Annotated in this window: 13 protein-coding genes; 7 read left to right on the top strand and 6 right to left on the bottom strand. The window is 60.9% G+C overall.

From position 1 onward, the window contains the following. Position 1 precedes the first annotated feature (1 nt). The 4 genes from M0D66_RS27180 to M0D66_RS27165 form a co-directional block, all read right to left on the bottom strand. Positions 2 to 679, bottom strand: coding sequence for an ABC transporter permease (locus M0D66_RS27180; protein ID WP_093643216.1), 678 nt, complete (start codon positions 677 to 679; stop codon positions 2 to 4). A gap of 13 nt (positions 680 to 692) precedes the next feature. Next, a complete protein-coding gene (locus M0D66_RS27175) occupies positions 693 to 1,490 on the bottom strand; it encodes a transporter substrate-binding domain-containing protein (RefSeq protein ID WP_301773108.1) in 798 nt (265 codons plus the stop codon). A gap of 303 nt (positions 1,491 to 1,793) precedes the next feature. Then, positions 1,794 to 1,982 (bottom strand): hypothetical protein, encoded by a 189-nt coding sequence (locus M0D66_RS27170; RefSeq protein WP_266212106.1) that lies wholly within the window; start codon positions 1,980 to 1,982, stop codon positions 1,794 to 1,796. A 99-nt stretch (positions 1,983 to 2,081) separates the two neighbouring features. After that, positions 2,082 to 2,990, bottom strand: coding sequence for a LysR family transcriptional regulator (locus tag M0D66_RS27165; RefSeq protein ID WP_093643226.1), 909 nt, complete (start codon positions 2,988 to 2,990; stop codon positions 2,082 to 2,084). A gap of 141 nt (positions 2,991 to 3,131) precedes the next feature. Between M0D66_RS27165 and M0D66_RS27160 the strand changes: the two genes are divergently transcribed. From M0D66_RS27160 to M0D66_RS27150, 3 genes are all read left to right on the top strand, one after another. After that, a complete protein-coding gene (locus M0D66_RS27160; RefSeq protein ID WP_266212104.1) occupies positions 3,132 to 5,252 on the top strand; it encodes a 3-hydroxyacyl-CoA dehydrogenase NAD-binding domain-containing protein in 2,121 nt (706 codons plus the stop codon). A 97-nt stretch (positions 5,253 to 5,349) separates the two neighbouring features. Further along, on the top strand, positions 5,350 to 6,558 hold the full coding sequence (locus M0D66_RS27155) for an acyl-CoA dehydrogenase family protein (protein ID WP_266212103.1): 1,209 nt from the start codon (positions 5,350 to 5,352) through the stop codon (positions 6,556 to 6,558). A 12-nt stretch (positions 6,559 to 6,570) separates the two neighbouring features. Next, the gene (locus M0D66_RS27150) at positions 6,571 to 7,701 is read left to right on the top strand and encodes an acyl-CoA dehydrogenase family protein (protein WP_211702370.1); all 1,131 of its coding nucleotides are present in this window, start codon (positions 6,571 to 6,573) and stop codon (positions 7,699 to 7,701) included. A gap of 80 nt (positions 7,702 to 7,781) precedes the next feature. Here the strand turns inward: M0D66_RS27150 and M0D66_RS27145 are convergent, their stop codons facing one another. After that, on the bottom strand, positions 7,782 to 8,390 hold the full coding sequence (locus tag M0D66_RS27145; protein ID WP_093643238.1) for an ANTAR domain-containing response regulator: 609 nt from the start codon (positions 8,388 to 8,390) through the stop codon (positions 7,782 to 7,784). Then, positions 8,387 to 9,553, bottom strand: coding sequence for a transporter substrate-binding domain-containing protein (locus M0D66_RS27140; RefSeq protein ID WP_266212102.1), 1,167 nt, complete (start codon positions 9,551 to 9,553; stop codon positions 8,387 to 8,389). The genes M0D66_RS27145 and M0D66_RS27140 overlap by 4 nt, the downstream gene beginning before the upstream one ends. Positions 9,554 to 9,980: 427 nt before the next feature. On the opposite strand from M0D66_RS27140, the gene urtA reads away from it, so the two are divergent. The 4 genes from urtA to urtD all read left to right on the top strand — a co-directional run bounded on the left by urtA (position 9,981) and on the right by urtD (position 14,043). After that, on the top strand, positions 9,981 to 11,174 hold the full coding sequence (urtA, locus tag M0D66_RS27135; RefSeq protein ID WP_211702368.1) for an urea ABC transporter substrate-binding protein: 1,194 nt from the start codon (positions 9,981 to 9,983) through the stop codon (positions 11,172 to 11,174). A gap of 90 nt (positions 11,175 to 11,264) precedes the next feature. Beyond that, positions 11,265 to 12,167 (top strand): urea ABC transporter permease subunit UrtB, encoded by a 903-nt coding sequence (urtB, locus tag M0D66_RS27130; protein ID WP_211702366.1) that lies wholly within the window; start codon positions 11,265 to 11,267, stop codon positions 12,165 to 12,167. Positions 12,168 to 12,169: 2 nt separating this feature from the next. Then, positions 12,170 to 13,309, top strand: coding sequence for an urea ABC transporter permease subunit UrtC (urtC, locus tag M0D66_RS27125; RefSeq protein WP_200618914.1), 1,140 nt, complete (start codon positions 12,170 to 12,172; stop codon positions 13,307 to 13,309). Beyond that, entirely contained in the window at positions 13,306 to 14,043 is a 738-nt protein-coding gene (gene urtD / locus M0D66_RS27120) for an urea ABC transporter ATP-binding protein UrtD (protein WP_093643251.1), read from the top strand. The genes urtC and urtD overlap by 4 nt, the downstream gene beginning before the upstream one ends. The last annotated feature ends 2 nt before the right edge of the window (positions 14,044 to 14,045 follow it).

The raw sequence follows: 14,045 nt of genomic DNA, 5'->3' as shown, positions 1-14,045 counted from the left end.
CTCACCTCGCCAATGCGGTCGACGTCTTGCGTCGAACCGTACTAAAGACATTTGTCAGGGCGAAGCTGAGAACGAAGTACAGCACGCCGGCAACAAGGTAAAAGAAGAATGGGCGATTGGTTGCCTCAACGGCGAAGCCTGTTCTTCGCATCAAGTCTTCCAGGCCAACCAGCGAAACCAGCGCCGTTTCTTTCAGGAGTACGGTCAGTTGATTCCCGAAAGCCGGGACTGCGAGGCGCCACGCCTGGGGTGCAATAACGTGGACAAAACTCCCCGTACCCGTCAACCCCAGCGCTGCGGCGGCTTCAAACTGCCCGCGCGGAACCTCCAGAATCGCACCCCGGAAGATCTCCGTTGCATAGGCGCCAAACACCAGTCCAAGCGACACCGCACCCGCACCGAACGCATTGATTTCAATGGATCGGCCGAGGACATGAGAAAGGGTTGCGCTGCCGCCGTAGTACACCAGGAAGATGACCAGCAGGTCCGGAACACCTCGTATCGTGGTTGTGTAGGCCCCGGCGAAATGACTGAGAATCCGCATGGGAGACAACTTGGCAGCGGCCATCAGGATCCCGATGACCGAGCCGATCGCTGTGGCCGCGAGTGCGACCAGCAACGTCGTCACGGCCCCGAGCAGGATGAGCCCGCCATAACCATTCAAAGTGAAATCGACCATGCTGGCTCCCGCATTACATCAGAGAGAAAGGGAAGTACTTCTTTCTGATCTGATCGTAGGTGCCGTTCGCCATGATTGCGGCCAACGCAGCGTTAATCCGATTACAGAGTTCGGCGTTGTCGAGACGAACGGCAATTGCGTTTCCGTCTCCGAGTACGCCGCCTTTGAATTCGGGTCCGACAAACGCAAAGTCTTTCGAGTCAGGCCGTTTGAAGAAGTCTGAGTAAAAGGTTGCCTTGTTGCCGATGATGAGGTCGACACGACCTGCAACGAGGTCCAATTCCGGCTGACGCGTATCGTCATACAGAACAAGTGACGCCGTCTTGTCGTAGCCGTTGGCGACCAACCACTGGTGTTGCGAGGCGCCGCGTTGAACGCCGATGCGTTTGCCTTTCAGACCCGCAGGCGACACGTCCTTGATCCCGCTGTCTTTCGCCGCGATAAAACTGGACGTCGTGTCCTTGTACTTGTTGGTGAACAGTACCTGTTTGCGGCGCGCGGGCGTTGTCGACATCGACGCAACGATTGCGTCATACCGATTGGCCTGAAGACCGGGAATGATGCCGTCCCATGCCTGCGCAACGATCTGGCATTTCACCTTCATCTGTGCGCAGAGGGCATTCGCAATGTCCACATCGAAACCCTGTAGCTGGCCGGAGGCATCTTTAAAGCTCCACGGAGGATAGGTGCCCTCTGTGGCGACTCTCAGCGTGTCGCCCTCGGAAAAAGCGGGCACCGACATGACCAACGCTGTCGCCGCCAGGGCGCAGGTGACCAATCCTCGAAAACGTTGAAACAGGCTGTGTGACATGGCAACTCTCTCGTCGCGATTGCTGCGCCCCGGATGTTCCGTCGCATTAGAAGTAAAGGTAGCCCGTCGTTAATTTAACGTCAATATTTTAATTTTATGCAAATTCCCTAATCGGGTTTACGCTTGGTTGGGTGCCGTGGGATGGGTCGAAGGTCGTGCCACAGACGAAACTCGGGACGTGCGTCGACCTTCCCGGAGACGGGATGGAAGCAGGTGTTCGATGGGTTTAGCGAGCGTGCGGGAAGCGAGGCGCTGCAGGGCTGTCACGCGGGTCGGGTGAATACCCGGCGCGTGTGATCATGTTCAGCCAGCGCGATTGTTTCGTTGAGCGCGATTTGCTCGCCAGCGAATCAGGAAGCCGACCAATGCGGCGAAAGCCGCAGTGGCCGCGTAGCCGGCGAGGCGAATGGCATCCTCACTCGGGAGACGCGAGACCAACACAATGACGATGGCGATTGCAAGTAGCGCGATACATGCGATTGCCCATTTCATCTCCCTCTCCCCTGAAGTTTGATGTGCTGCCAGATGCACGGCTATCTCGCCGTTTTGTTAAGCATACCCGCGAGTGAGGCACCAGCGCTTCGTTCCGACTCAAGCAGCCACCCCTCTGCCACTTCCGTGCGCCTGCTCAAGGATGAACTCGATAAAACTCGCTGCCGCCCGCGTGTGATGCCGATTCGGCATGTAGAGCAGGTACATGTTCGTACCGAAGATGCTTAGACGCCATTCATCGAGCGCCGTCACCACGTCGCCGCGGCGCAGGTCGTCCTGCACCACGTAGTCCGGCACCAGACCGACGCCTAGACCAGCCAGCACCGCCTGGCGCAAGAACAGGAAGTTCTCGGAAATAATCGTCGGCTCAAGCAGTACTTCGTGGCGTTCGTCGCGCAGATACGCCGCCACCCGCAACTGCCTGCCGACCACCGCCGCCGTAATCAAGGGCGCTGTGCGCAATTCGTCGAGACGCACCGGCATACCGCGGCTTGCAGCAAATTCCGGCGACGCACACGCAACGTATCGCACCGGCCCCATGTCTCGTGCGACGAGATTCTGCGGCGGCTCCGACATCACCCGAACCGCGATGTCGACCTCGTCGCGCATCAGGTCCTCGACCCGATTCTCGAACATCACGTCCAGCACGATGCCCGGATACAGACGCTTGAACGCGATCAGCCAGTCCGACATCACCAGTTGCCCGTAACCGCTCGGCACACTCAACCGCACCCGCCCCTGCAAGCTCTGCCCGAGCGTGGTGACCGATTCGCGCGCCGCCAGCAACGCATTCTGAATGGTGCGGCCATGCTCGTATAACTGCAGACCGATTTCAGTCGCTTCGACCCGGCGCGTGGTGCGCCTGACCAGTTGCAGCCCGATCGAGCGCTCCAACTGGTTCAGGTGGTAACTCACATTCGCGCGGCTCATTTTCAGCCGGCGCGCGGCTTCGCTCAGGTTGCCCGCATCGAGGATATCGACCAGCAAGGTCAGCGAATTGACGTCCATAGCAAGGCCTTTGTCAAAATATCTTTGACAGTCTGTCAACCGTCTATGCAATTGTCAATAAACCTTGACCAACCCACAATCGGAGAATTCGCCAGGCCCGGTATGCCCACTCTGCCCCGATATCAATCAGGAGACGACACGATGACCCTCAACCCTTCCGCCGACGTTGTAACGCGCGAATTGCGCGGCAAAGTCCTGCTGGTGACCATCGACCACGCACCGGTCAACGCCTTGTCCGCCGACGTGCGGCGCGGCCTGCTCGCCGCCATCGAAGCCGCGGATGCCGACAAGGCGGTCGAAGCCGTGCTGATCGTCGGCGCCGGGCGCAACTTCATCGCGGGTGCGGACATTCGCGAGTTCGGCAAGCCGCCGGTGCCGCCGTCACTGCCGGACGTGTGCAACCGTATCGAGGCATGTTCGAAGCCGGTGGTGGCCGCTATTCACGGCGCTGCGCTCGGCGGCGGCCTGGAAGTGGCGCTCGCAGCGCACTACCGTCTCGCCGTGAATGGCGCGAAGCTCGGTTTGCCTGAAGTGCAACTGGGCCTGCTGCCGGGCGCAGGCGGCACACAGCGTACGCCGCGTCTGATCGGCGCGCAGGCCGCCCTCGATCTGATCCTGAGCGGTCGCCACGCCAGCGCGAAAGAAGCGCTCGCGCTTGGCCTCATCGACCGGTTCGGCAGCAGTGACGACATCCTCGCTGAAGGACTCGCCTACGCGCAAGAACTGCTGGCCGCTCATGCGCCGGTGCGCCGCACGCGCGATGCCGCGGCGCTCAGCGACCGCGCAGCGAGCCTCGCCGCCGTCACCGCAGCACGCGCAGAAACAGCGAAGAAATCGCGCGGCCTGTTTTCCCCGTTAAAGATCGTCGACGCCGTGGAAGCCGCTATCGAACAGCCTTTCGAAGAAGGCCTGCGACTCGAACGCAAACTGTTCCTCGAATGCATCGACAGCCCGCAGCGCGCCGGCCTGATTCACGCGTTCTTCGCCGAACGCGAAGTGCTCAAAGCCCCGGAAACACGCGATACCAAACCACGCGCGCTGAACAAGATCGGCGTGGTGGGTGGCGGCACGATGGGCGCGGGCATTGCCGTCGCCGTGCTCGATGCCGGCCTGCCGGTGACGATGATCGAACGCGACGACGCGTCGCTCGCACGCGGTCGCGCGCACATCGAAAAGGTCTACGACGGCCTGATCGCCAAAGGCCGCATGAGCGCGGAAAAGAAAGCCGACGTGATGACACGCTGGCAAGGCAGCACGTCATACGACGCGCTCGCCGACGCCGATCTGGTGATCGAAGCCGTATTCGAAGACCTATCGGTGAAAAAAGCCGTGTTTGCCGAACTCGATCGCGTTTGCAAAGCGGGCGCGGTGCTCGCCACCAACACGTCGTATCTCGACATCGACGCGATTGCAGCCAGCATTTCCCGCCCCGCGGATGTGATCGGCCTGCACTTCTTCTCCCCCGCCAACATCATGAAGCTGCTGGAAGTGGTGGTGCCGAAGCAGGTCAGCGCCGACGTGGTGGCCACCGCGTTCGAACTCGCCAAGAAGCTGCGCAAGACGCCGGTGCGGGCCGGCGTGTGCGACGGTTTCATCGGCAATCGCGTGCTGGCGGTGTATCGCAGCGCGGCCGACGCGATGATGGAAGACGGCGCGTCGCCGTACCAGATCGACGCGGCCGTGCGTGCGTTCGGCTTCCCGATGGGCCCGTTCCAGGTGGTCGATCTGGCAGGCGGCGACATCGGTTGGGCCGCGCGCAAGCGGCGCGCGGCCACACGGAACCCCAACGCGCGCTACGTGCAGATCGCCGACCGTCTTTGCGAACGTGGCTGGTTTGGCCAGAAGACCGGCCGTGGTTTTTATCTGTACCCCGAAGGTTCGCGCAGCGGCGCACCCGACCCTGAAGTCGAGGCCATCATCGACGCCGAACGCGAGCGCGCCGGCATCACGCCGCGCACGTTCACCGACGAAGAAATCATGCGCCGCTACATGGCCGCGATGATCAACGAAGGCGCCAATGTCGTGCACGAAGGCATCGCGCTGCGGCCGCTCGATGTCGACGTGACCTTCCTCTATGGCTACGGCTTTCCGCGCTATCGCGGCGGTCCGATGAAATACGCCGATAGCGTAGGCCTCGCCACGGTTCTCGCGGACATTCGTGAATTCGCCAAAGAAGACCCGCTGTTCTGGCGTGCGTCGCCGCTGCTGGTCGATCTGGTCGAGCGCGGCGAGGATTTCGCGAGCCTCAACCAGTCAGCTTGAGACAGCACGTTATTTGGAGCATTCTCGACCGACAGGGGGCGCGCCCGCCTGCCCGCTCACTCGCCGGTCCGGTAAATATCTAGGGGAAGAACCCGCTATGGATCTGAACTTCACGCCTGAAGAAGAGGCTTTTCGCACTGACGTGCAGCGGTTTTTGCGTGACAAACTCCCGCAACGTCTCGCCGACAAAGTACACGGCGGCCGCCGCCTCACGCGCGACGACATGGCCGAGTGGCACGCGATTCTCAACGCGCAGGGCTGGCTCGCCAATCATTGGCCGAAGGAGTACGGTGGCCCAGGCTGGAACGCCGTGCAGAAATTTATCTTCGAGAATGAATGCGCATTGGCGGGCGCACCGCGCATCGTGCCGTTCGGCGTCAACATGCTCGGCCCGGTGTTGATCAAATACGGCAACGAAGCGCAAAAGCGCCACTGGTTGCCGCGCATTCTCGATGGTTCGGACTGGTGGTGCCAGGGCTACTCAGAACCGGGCGCGGGCTCAGACCTCGCATCGGTCAAGACCACCGCGGTACGCGGCAGCGATGCGCAAGGCGAACACTACATCGTCAACGGTCAGAAGACGTGGACCACGCTTGGCCACTACGCGAACATGATCTTCTGTCTCGTGCGCAGCGCCACCGACGTGCGCAAGCAGGAAGGCATCAGCTTTCTGCTGATCGACATGAACACGCCAGGCGTCGAAGTGCGGCCGATCATCACGCTCGACGGCGAGCATGAAGTCAACGAAGTCTTCTTCACGGATGTGCGTGTACCGGCTGAGAACCTCGTGGGCGAAGAGAATAAAGGCTGGACCTACGCCAAGTACCTTCTCACGTATGAGCGCACCAATATCGCGGGCGTTGGCTTCTCGGTCGCTGCGTTCAACCGGCTGCGCAAGATCGCCGCGAAGCAGCAACGCAACGGACGGCCGCTCGCTGAAGATCCGTCGTTTGCCGCACGCATGGCGCGCGTCGAGATCGATCTGGAGAACATGAAGACCACCAATCTGCGCGTGATCGCGGCGGTGGCCGGCTGCGGCGTGCCGGGCGCCGAGAGTTCGATGCTGAAGATTCGTGGCACCGAGATTCGCCAGGAGATCTCCTCGCTCACGCGCCGTGCGATGGGGCCGTATGCGCAACCGTTCGTCGAGGAAGCCTTGCACGATGGCTTCGAGGGTACGCCAGTCGGTCCAGACGAAGCCGCGAGCGCTGCCTCGCTCTACTTCAACAACCGCAAGCTGTCGATCTTCGGCGGCTCCAACGAAATCCAGAAGAACATCATTTCCAAAATGATCCTGGGACTGTAAGGGGCGGACGTCATGAATTTCCAGCACACCGAAGACCGCCGCATGCTGGCGGATACGCTCAACCGTTTTGTCACCGAGCAATACGCCTTCGAAACGCGCGACCGCATCGCAGGCTCGCCCGAAGGCTTCAACACCGACCTGTGGAATCGCTTCGCGGAACTCGGCATTATCGGCGCGTTGTTCGATGAATCGCAGGGCGGATTTGGCGGTGGCGGCTTCGATATCGCCGTCGTATTCGAGAGCCTGGGTCGCGGCCTCGTGGTCGAGCCGTTTCTCGATACGCTGATCGTCGGCCAGGCGATCGCGCGGGGCGGCAATGAAGCGCAAAAGGCCGCGCTTGGCGAATTGATCGACGGATCCCGGATCGTTGCGCTCGGGCATGGTGAGCCGGACGGCCACTACGAACTGTCGCGCGTCACAACACGTGCTCAGCGTGTTGGCGACGCATGGCAGTTGAATGGCGCGAAGGCGGTGGTTCAGCTCGGCGAGCACGCTTCCGTTTTTCTGGTCTCCGCACGCACCGCAGGTGCTGATGACGCCGAAGCCGGCATCACGCTCTTCCTCGTGCCGCGCGACGCCGCGGGTGTCAGCGTGCGTGGCTATCGCAAGATCGACGGCGGCCGTGCGGCCGAGATCACGTTCGACAACGTCATGCTCGCAGACGATGCGGTGCTCGGCGCAGCTGGAGAAGGCTTTGCGACGCTCGAATACGCGATCAGTTGCGGCGTGCTTGCGTTGTGTTCCGAAGCGGTCGGCGCGATGGATGTCGCGAAAGACTACACACTCGAGTACCTGCGCACGCGCAAGCAGTTCGGCGTGCCGATCGGCAGCTTCCAGGCGTTGCAACATCGGATGGCGGATCTGCTGCTCGAGATCGAGCAGGCGCGATCGGCGGTGATCAATGCCGCGGCCGCGCTTGGCGCTGAGCGTACGGCGCGGGAACGCGCGGTGTCAGCGGCGAAATACAGCATCGGCAGGATAGGGACGATGGTCGCCGAGGAATGTATTCAGTTGCATGGCGGTATCGGCATGACGTGGGAGTTGCCGATGGCGCACTATGCGAAGCGCCTTGTGATGATCGACCATCAGTTGGGCGATGAGGATCATCATCTCGAGCGGTTTATCGCGCTTGGTAGAGGGTGAGAGCTGGTTTCCAGGCTTGCTTCGAATCGGCGCCGCTGTGGTGGTTTTCCGGCGGCGCTGCCCTCGTCCGTTTGCATCTGTCAAAATCGCAACACCTCATCCGCCTTGATGATCGCCTCGGCGACGGTTTCGATGTGTTCGCGCTTCACCATGGCTTGTGAGCGCAACAGGTCGTAGGCCTCCTGCTCGGAAAGATTGCGCGTTTCCATAAGAATGGTCTTGGCCCGCTGGATCTGTCGTTGCTCGGCGAGCTTGTCCTCAACGCGCCGCACATAGCGCTCCATTTGCAGGCGGTTGCGGTGCTGATTGAGCGTGACGGCAATCGCCGTCAGCAGGCCGAACGAGCGCACCGGTGACGGCACCACGCAATACGCGCCAAGCTGCATGACCGCCTCGATGATGATCGGATTCTCATAACTGACGACCGGAATCACCGGGGGGGCACCCTTCGCATTCATCCACGGCAGGCTAACCGAAAGTGTCTCCGGACGGACCGCGAGAAACACGACATCGGTGGCGTCCGGCAATGTGTCGAGCGCGGGCCAGGTCATCTGGACCTTGCAGCCGATACGGCACAGCTGCCCCAGCAGTTCCTCCCCGTCCTGATCCTGAGGGTGGATGGCCAGCACGCTTAGCGAGCGGATATCGCGAAGCGCCTGAGGGGTGCGGGAAGACGAGCGCTGCTTCATGAGCGCACCTCGTCTGGTCCACCGTGCGATTCCGCCTCGTCGACTAGCGAGTGCGAAATGACAAACGGATCCGCTCGCGTCCACCCGGGTGAATCGCTCAGGATATCGAACTGGCCATGCCGGTTCAGGCGCCCGATCCGAGGATGCAGATAGGTATGGTGATTGTGTTCGTCAATCCGGATACGCCCCTGCGGCGCATTCAGCTCGAGCCCCGGCAGCGTCTTGAGCAAGGCATTGGTGTCATCCCCGCCTGTGATACGCATTGCGTTGGCGAGCACATGCATCTGGAAATAAGCCGCTTCCCAGCACATATCGGTCACGACGCCACTGCCGAAGCGCTGGTGATAGTTGGCGAGGCAACGCTGATTGACGGGGTCGCTCACCGATTGAAAGTAAGTCGCCGCGGTGATGTGCCCTTCGCCCAGCGCGGCGCCCATCGCGGCGACTTCCGTTTCACTGGTTGTCAGGCTCGCGATCGGCGTCTTGTAAGGATCGAGCCCTGCCTCCGCAAACGCGCGGTACATGTGCGAGATACCGCTGCCCACCACGGTCGAGAAGACAAAGTCCGGCGCCTGCGCCGCGATCTTCTTCGCCACGCTTAGATAGCTGGACCAGCCGGCATCGAGCGGCAGATAGATCTCTTCGAGTTTCTCGCCACCCCGCTCGAACACGAGATCGCTCATGATACGGTTCGACTCGTAAGGGTAAATGTAATCTGAGCCCACCATGAACACGCGTGAACCGAAGTGGCCCAGCATGTAGTCCGCGAGCGGCAAGCTGTTCTGGTTCGGCGCGGCGCCGGTGTAGATCACGTTGCGGCTGTACTCGAAGCCTTCATAGAGCGTCGGATAGAACAGCAATGCGTTGTGCCGCTCGACGATCGGAATCACCGCCTTGCGCGTGCTCGACATATAGCAGCCCACCACAACACGGATCTGCTCCTCGACGATCAACTGTTCAATCAGTGCGGCGTAACGGGCCGGCGTCGAAGCCGGATCGCGAAACACCAGTTGCAGCTCACGACCATTGATGCCACCGGCGTGGTTGATTTCTTCGGCTGCCAGGATCGTCGCGCGCTGCTGCGACAACTCGATCGGCGCGGTCACACCGGACGAAGAGAACAACACGCCGACCTTGATCGGTTCATTGGGTAATGAGGTCATAGTTCAGCCAGAGAGTGACGGCAGGTTGAGCGGCCCACCAGCGCGCAGCGCTGTGCACGACTCCGGTTCCATGCACGGGCATTGTGCGTGTTCACCCCAGCTTGGGGAACGCACTGCGCGGCGAAGAATGAAACCGGAACGACGATCACGGCCTGCGAGCTGACGGTAATGTACTGTTCCAAAAGGCATTGCGCGCGGATTGCCTGCATGAGGCCATCAGAAATTCGCATGCACGCTGCCAATGGCACAGCTTTTGCGTTATCGCTGCTCGTGATCGAGTGTGAAGCCGAGACCTGCACCCTCGATCCTAACGAGTTTCGTTGTGCGAGACAAAGGCGTCTTGCATGACACCGGCCAAAAAAGCCCGAAAACCAGCTAATCGCTGGTTTCGGGCTTTTTTTTGTCTTTAACTTTTGTGAAGGGCGCCATGAAGAACAACAGACGTGACTTTTTGAAGACCGCGATCGCCACCGCCGCAGCTGGTGCAATTCCCGGGTCGCTGATGCTGGCCTCGCGTTCTGCTGCGGCAGCGGACCCGGTGAAGGTCGGCATCCTGCACTCGCTTACGGGGACGGTTGCGATTGCTGAAGCCCACGTCGTCGACGCCGAGAAGCTCGCGATCGACGAAATCAACGCCGCGGGTGGCGTCCTCGGCCGCCCGATCCAGGCAATCGTTGAAGACGGTGCGAGCGATTGGCCGACCTTCGCGGAGAAGGCGCAAAAGTTGATGGAAAGCGACAAGGTCGCCGCTGTGTTCGGCTGCTACACATCAGCGTCGCGCAAGGCCGTACTGCCTGTGTTCGAACGCTATAACGGCCTGCTCTACTATCCGACGTACTACGAAGGGCTCGAGATGTCGAAGAACATCATGTACACGGGTCAGGAAGCCACACAATCGGTGATCCCGGCCGTCAACTGGCTGGCCAAAAACAAGGGCAAGAAGTTCTACCTGATCGGTTCGGACTACATCTGGCCGCGCACGACCAACCGCATCGCGCACCCGACCATTGCGAAAGCAGGCGGCACTGTTGTCGGCGAAGACTACTTCCCGCTCGGCACCGTCGAGTTCTCCTCGGTCATCAACAAGATCAAGGCCGCCAAGCCCGACGTGATTCTTTCGACGATCGTGGGCGGCTCGAATGTGGCGTTCTACAAGCAACTGAACTCGGTCGGCATCACCGGCCAGAATCAGCCGATCATGGCGCTCGCGGTGACCGAAGAGGAAGCCATCGGCATCGGCCGCGACAACCTGACCGGCGTGCTCTCGTGCATGGGCTACTTCCAGAGCGTGCAGAACCCGGTGAACGCGAAGTTCGTTCCTGCGTTCAAGGCAAAGTACGGCGCCGACCGCGTGATCGGCGACACGATGGAAGCGGCCTACACGTCCGTCTATCTGTGGAAGCTGGCGGCGGAAAAGGCCAAAAGCTTCGCCGTGGAGAAGGTGGTAGCGGCGTCGTCGAATCTCAGCTGGGACGCACCGGAAGGACAGATCCATTTCCACGTCAGCAACCATCACCTGTGGAAGCACGCGCGGATCGGCGCCTTCAAACCGGACGGACAGGTCGACATTCTGTACGAATCGCCGCTCATCGAACCGAATCCGTTCCCGAAACTCGGCTGAGCGAATTCTCATGTCATACCCGGCGCCGATGGGTCGCCCCTGCCTATCGCGCCTTGTTTTCCAGGCATCCTTTCCGGCAAAAGAACTGCGATGACTCTCGATACTTTTCTGACCCAGGTCTTCAACGGCTTGTCGCTCTTCACGGTGCTGGCGCTGATGGCCATCGGTCTTGCGATCGTGTTCGGCCTGATGGGCGTCATCAACATGGCGCACGGCGAATTGATGGCGCTCGGCGCGTATATGACTTATCTCACATCGCTCGTGTTCGCCCGCTATCTGCCTTCGCTGATGGGCGCGTATTTCCTCGTCGGTATCGTGGTGGCGTTCGTGGTAACGGGGGCAGTCGGTTTCGTATTGGAACGCTCGATGATCCGCTTTCTCTACCACCGGCCACTCGACACGATGCTGGCAACCTGGGGGTTGTCGCTGGTGTTGCAGCAGCTCTACCGTCAACTATTCGGACCGATCGATGTGAGTGTGCCCACCGTGACATGGTTGCAGGGTGCATGGAATCCGACGCCTGGGATCGCGATTCCGCTCTCCCGCATCTTCATCATTGGTCTCACACTGGCGGTGGCGCTCGCGGTGTATCTCTTTCTGTTTCGCAGCCGCTGGGGGCTGCGCATCCGCTCGGTGATGCAGAACCGCGCGATGGCAGGCGCCGCCGGCATCAATACCGAGCGCGTGGACGCAGTGACCTTCGCAGTGGGCTGCGGCCTCGCCGGAATTGCAGGCAGCGCCCTCACGATGCTGGCCTCGACCGGACCGGTAACCGGGCAGCAATACATTGTCGACACCTTCATCGTTGTCGTGTTCGGCGGCGTCGAGAGTCTCGTCGGCACATTCCTCTCGGCGTTTTCGATCGGACAGTTGCAATCGATGTTCGAGCTGGTGCTGAGCGGTTCGATGGCGAAGGCGGCCATTCTGCTGCTGGTGATCGTCGCACTGTACTTCCGGCCCAATGGGCTCTTCGCACTCAAGGTTCGCCGCTAACCATGAAAGACCTCCCTATTTCATCGCCGCGTGCTTCGAGTCCCGCCGCGTCGACGCATAGCGCTGGATTGCGTGCCACGCTGCTGCTCGAACGCTATTCCGTGGTGATCCTCGCGCTGCTTCTGCTGGTCGCCATTCCGGCGGTGTCCGGCTCGTTCCGCCTCGGCCTGTTCGCGAAGTATCTGAGCTTCGCGTTCTGCGCGGCGGGGCTCGTGCTCACCTGGGGCTACGGCGGCATTCTGAGTCTCGGACAGGGCATTTTCTTCGGCCTCGGCAGCTACATGATGGCGATGTACATGAAGCTCGAGGCGACCTCCGCCGATCCGGCGGCGGCCGTGTTCGGCAATGGCGGGCCGCCTGTGCCCGACTTCATGACCTGGAACAGCATCGACAAGCTGCCCTGGTGGTGGGCGCCCTTCGAGCACGCGTGGTTTGCCCTGCCAGCCATCGTGATCCTGCCAACGCTGCTCGCCTTCATCCTGGCCTACGCGAATTTTCGGAAGCGCGTGGGCGGTGTGTATTTTTCGATCGTGACACTGGCGCTCGCATCGATCATGTCGATCGTGATCATCGGGCAACAAGGCTACACGGGTGGCATCAACGGCATCACGAATCTGCCCACCTTCATGGGTTACAGCGTGCAGAGCGACACCGCCGTCTACGTGCTGTACTACGTGAGCGCGTGCCTGTTGCTGGCCGCGATCCTTGCCGGCCGGTTCATTCTGAAAAGCCGCCTCGGCAAGGTGTTGATCGCGATCCGCGACCGCGAGGACCGCATCCGTTTCTCGGGCTATGACCCCGCCCTCTTCAAGGGCTTCATCTTCGCCGTGGCAGCGTTGTTCTCGGCGATCGGCGGCGCGATGTTCACGCTGCAGGTCGGCTTCGCGTCGCCCTCGGTATGCGGCATCGTGCCATCGATCGAAATGGTGATCTACGCAGCGGTGGGTGGACGGCTATCGCTGGTCGGCGCGGTTTATGGCGCGATCCTCGTCGGTGCCGCCAAGAGTTTCCTGTCCGAGAACTTTGTCGGCTTCTGGCTGTACCTGATCGGCGCCCTCTTTATCTTCGTGCCGATGTTCCTGCCCAAGGGACTCGCCGGCGTCATCGAATGGCTGCGCGAGCGCCAGGGAGCGGCCCAATGAGTCAGATGATCCTTTCGGTCGAGAACCTGACCGTGTCGTTCGACGGCTTCAAAGCAGTCGACGATCTGAATTTCTACGTCGAAGAAAACGAGTTGCACGTCGTGATTGGCCCAAACGGCGCCGGCAAGACGACGCTGCTCGACATGATCTGCGGCAAAACGAAACCCACCTACGGAACGATTGCGTTTAAGGGCTTGAACCTCGAACGCTTGCTCGAATATCAGATCACCCGTGCGGGCGTCGGCCGAAAATTCCAGAACCCGCTCGTCTACGAAGATCTGACCGTGGCCGAGAATCTGGAAATTTCCTACCCGAAGAAACGCGATGTGATCGGCTGCCTGTTCTTTCACCGCGACGATACCGTGCGCAACGAAATCGACCGGGTCGCGCAAATGATTTTCCTCGCCGATCAACTCGACCGCAAGGCGGCACAGTTATCGCACGGCCAGAAGCAGTGGCTCGAAATCGGCATGTTGCTGATGCAGGATCCCGAACTGCTGCTGCTCGACGAGCCTGTTGCCGGCATGAGCGCGAAGGAGCGCGAACAGACCGGCGCGCTGTTGCGCGAGATTGCAAAGGGGCGCTCAGTCGTGGTCATCGAGCACGACATGGAATTCGTCAAAGCCGTCGCACACAAGGTCACCGTTCTGCACCAGGGCAAAAAGCTCGCCGAAGGCACGATGGACCAGGTGCAGAACGACCCGCGCGTCATCGAAGTCTATCTGGGACACTGAAC

It is taken from the genome of Paraburkholderia sp. SECH2 (genome assembly GCF_030464795.1).
In the GTDB taxonomy this organism is placed as follows: domain Bacteria; phylum Pseudomonadota; class Gammaproteobacteria; order Burkholderiales; family Burkholderiaceae; genus Paraburkholderia; species Paraburkholderia aspalathi.
Note: the sequence above shows the minus strand (reverse complement) of the source record. Positions and strands in the feature narration are given on the sequence as shown.

Excerpts from the sequence above, each read along its gene's own strand:
- M0D66_RS27165 (WP_093643226.1), bottom strand. The coding sequence starts at position 2,990 with ATGGACGTCAATTCGCTGACCTTGCTGGTCGATATCCTCGATGCGGGC.
- urtD (WP_093643251.1), top strand. The coding sequence starts at position 13,306 with ATGAGTCAGATGATCCTTTCGGTCGAGAACCTGACCGTGTCGTTCGAC.
- urtC (WP_200618914.1), top strand. The coding sequence starts at position 12,170 with ATGAAAGACCTCCCTATTTCATCGCCGCGTGCTTCGAGTCCCGCCGCG.
- urtB (WP_211702366.1), top strand. The coding sequence starts at position 11,265 with ATGACTCTCGATACTTTTCTGACCCAGGTCTTCAACGGCTTGTCGCTC.
- M0D66_RS27150 (WP_211702370.1), top strand. The coding sequence starts at position 6,571 with ATGAATTTCCAGCACACCGAAGACCGCCGCATGCTGGCGGATACGCTC.
- M0D66_RS27180 (WP_093643216.1), bottom strand. The coding sequence starts at position 679 with ATGGTCGATTTCACTTTGAATGGTTATGGCGGGCTCATCCTGCTCGGG.
- M0D66_RS27160 (WP_266212104.1), top strand. The coding sequence starts at position 3,132 with ATGACCCTCAACCCTTCCGCCGACGTTGTAACGCGCGAATTGCGCGGC.
- M0D66_RS27145 (WP_093643238.1), bottom strand. The coding sequence starts at position 8,390 with ATGAAGCAGCGCTCGTCTTCCCGCACCCCTCAGGCGCTTCGCGATATC.
- M0D66_RS27170 (WP_266212106.1), bottom strand. The coding sequence starts at position 1,982 with ATGAAATGGGCAATCGCATGTATCGCGCTACTTGCAATCGCCATCGTC.
- M0D66_RS27175 (WP_301773108.1), bottom strand. The coding sequence starts at position 1,490 with ATGTCACACAGCCTGTTTCAACGTTTTCGAGGATTGGTCACCTGCGCC.
- M0D66_RS27140 (WP_266212102.1), bottom strand. The coding sequence starts at position 9,553 with ATGACCTCATTACCCAATGAACCGATCAAGGTCGGCGTGTTGTTCTCT.
- M0D66_RS27155 (WP_266212103.1), top strand. The coding sequence starts at position 5,350 with ATGGATCTGAACTTCACGCCTGAAGAAGAGGCTTTTCGCACTGACGTG.
- urtA (WP_211702368.1), top strand. The coding sequence starts at position 9,981 with ATGAAGAACAACAGACGTGACTTTTTGAAGACCGCGATCGCCACCGCC.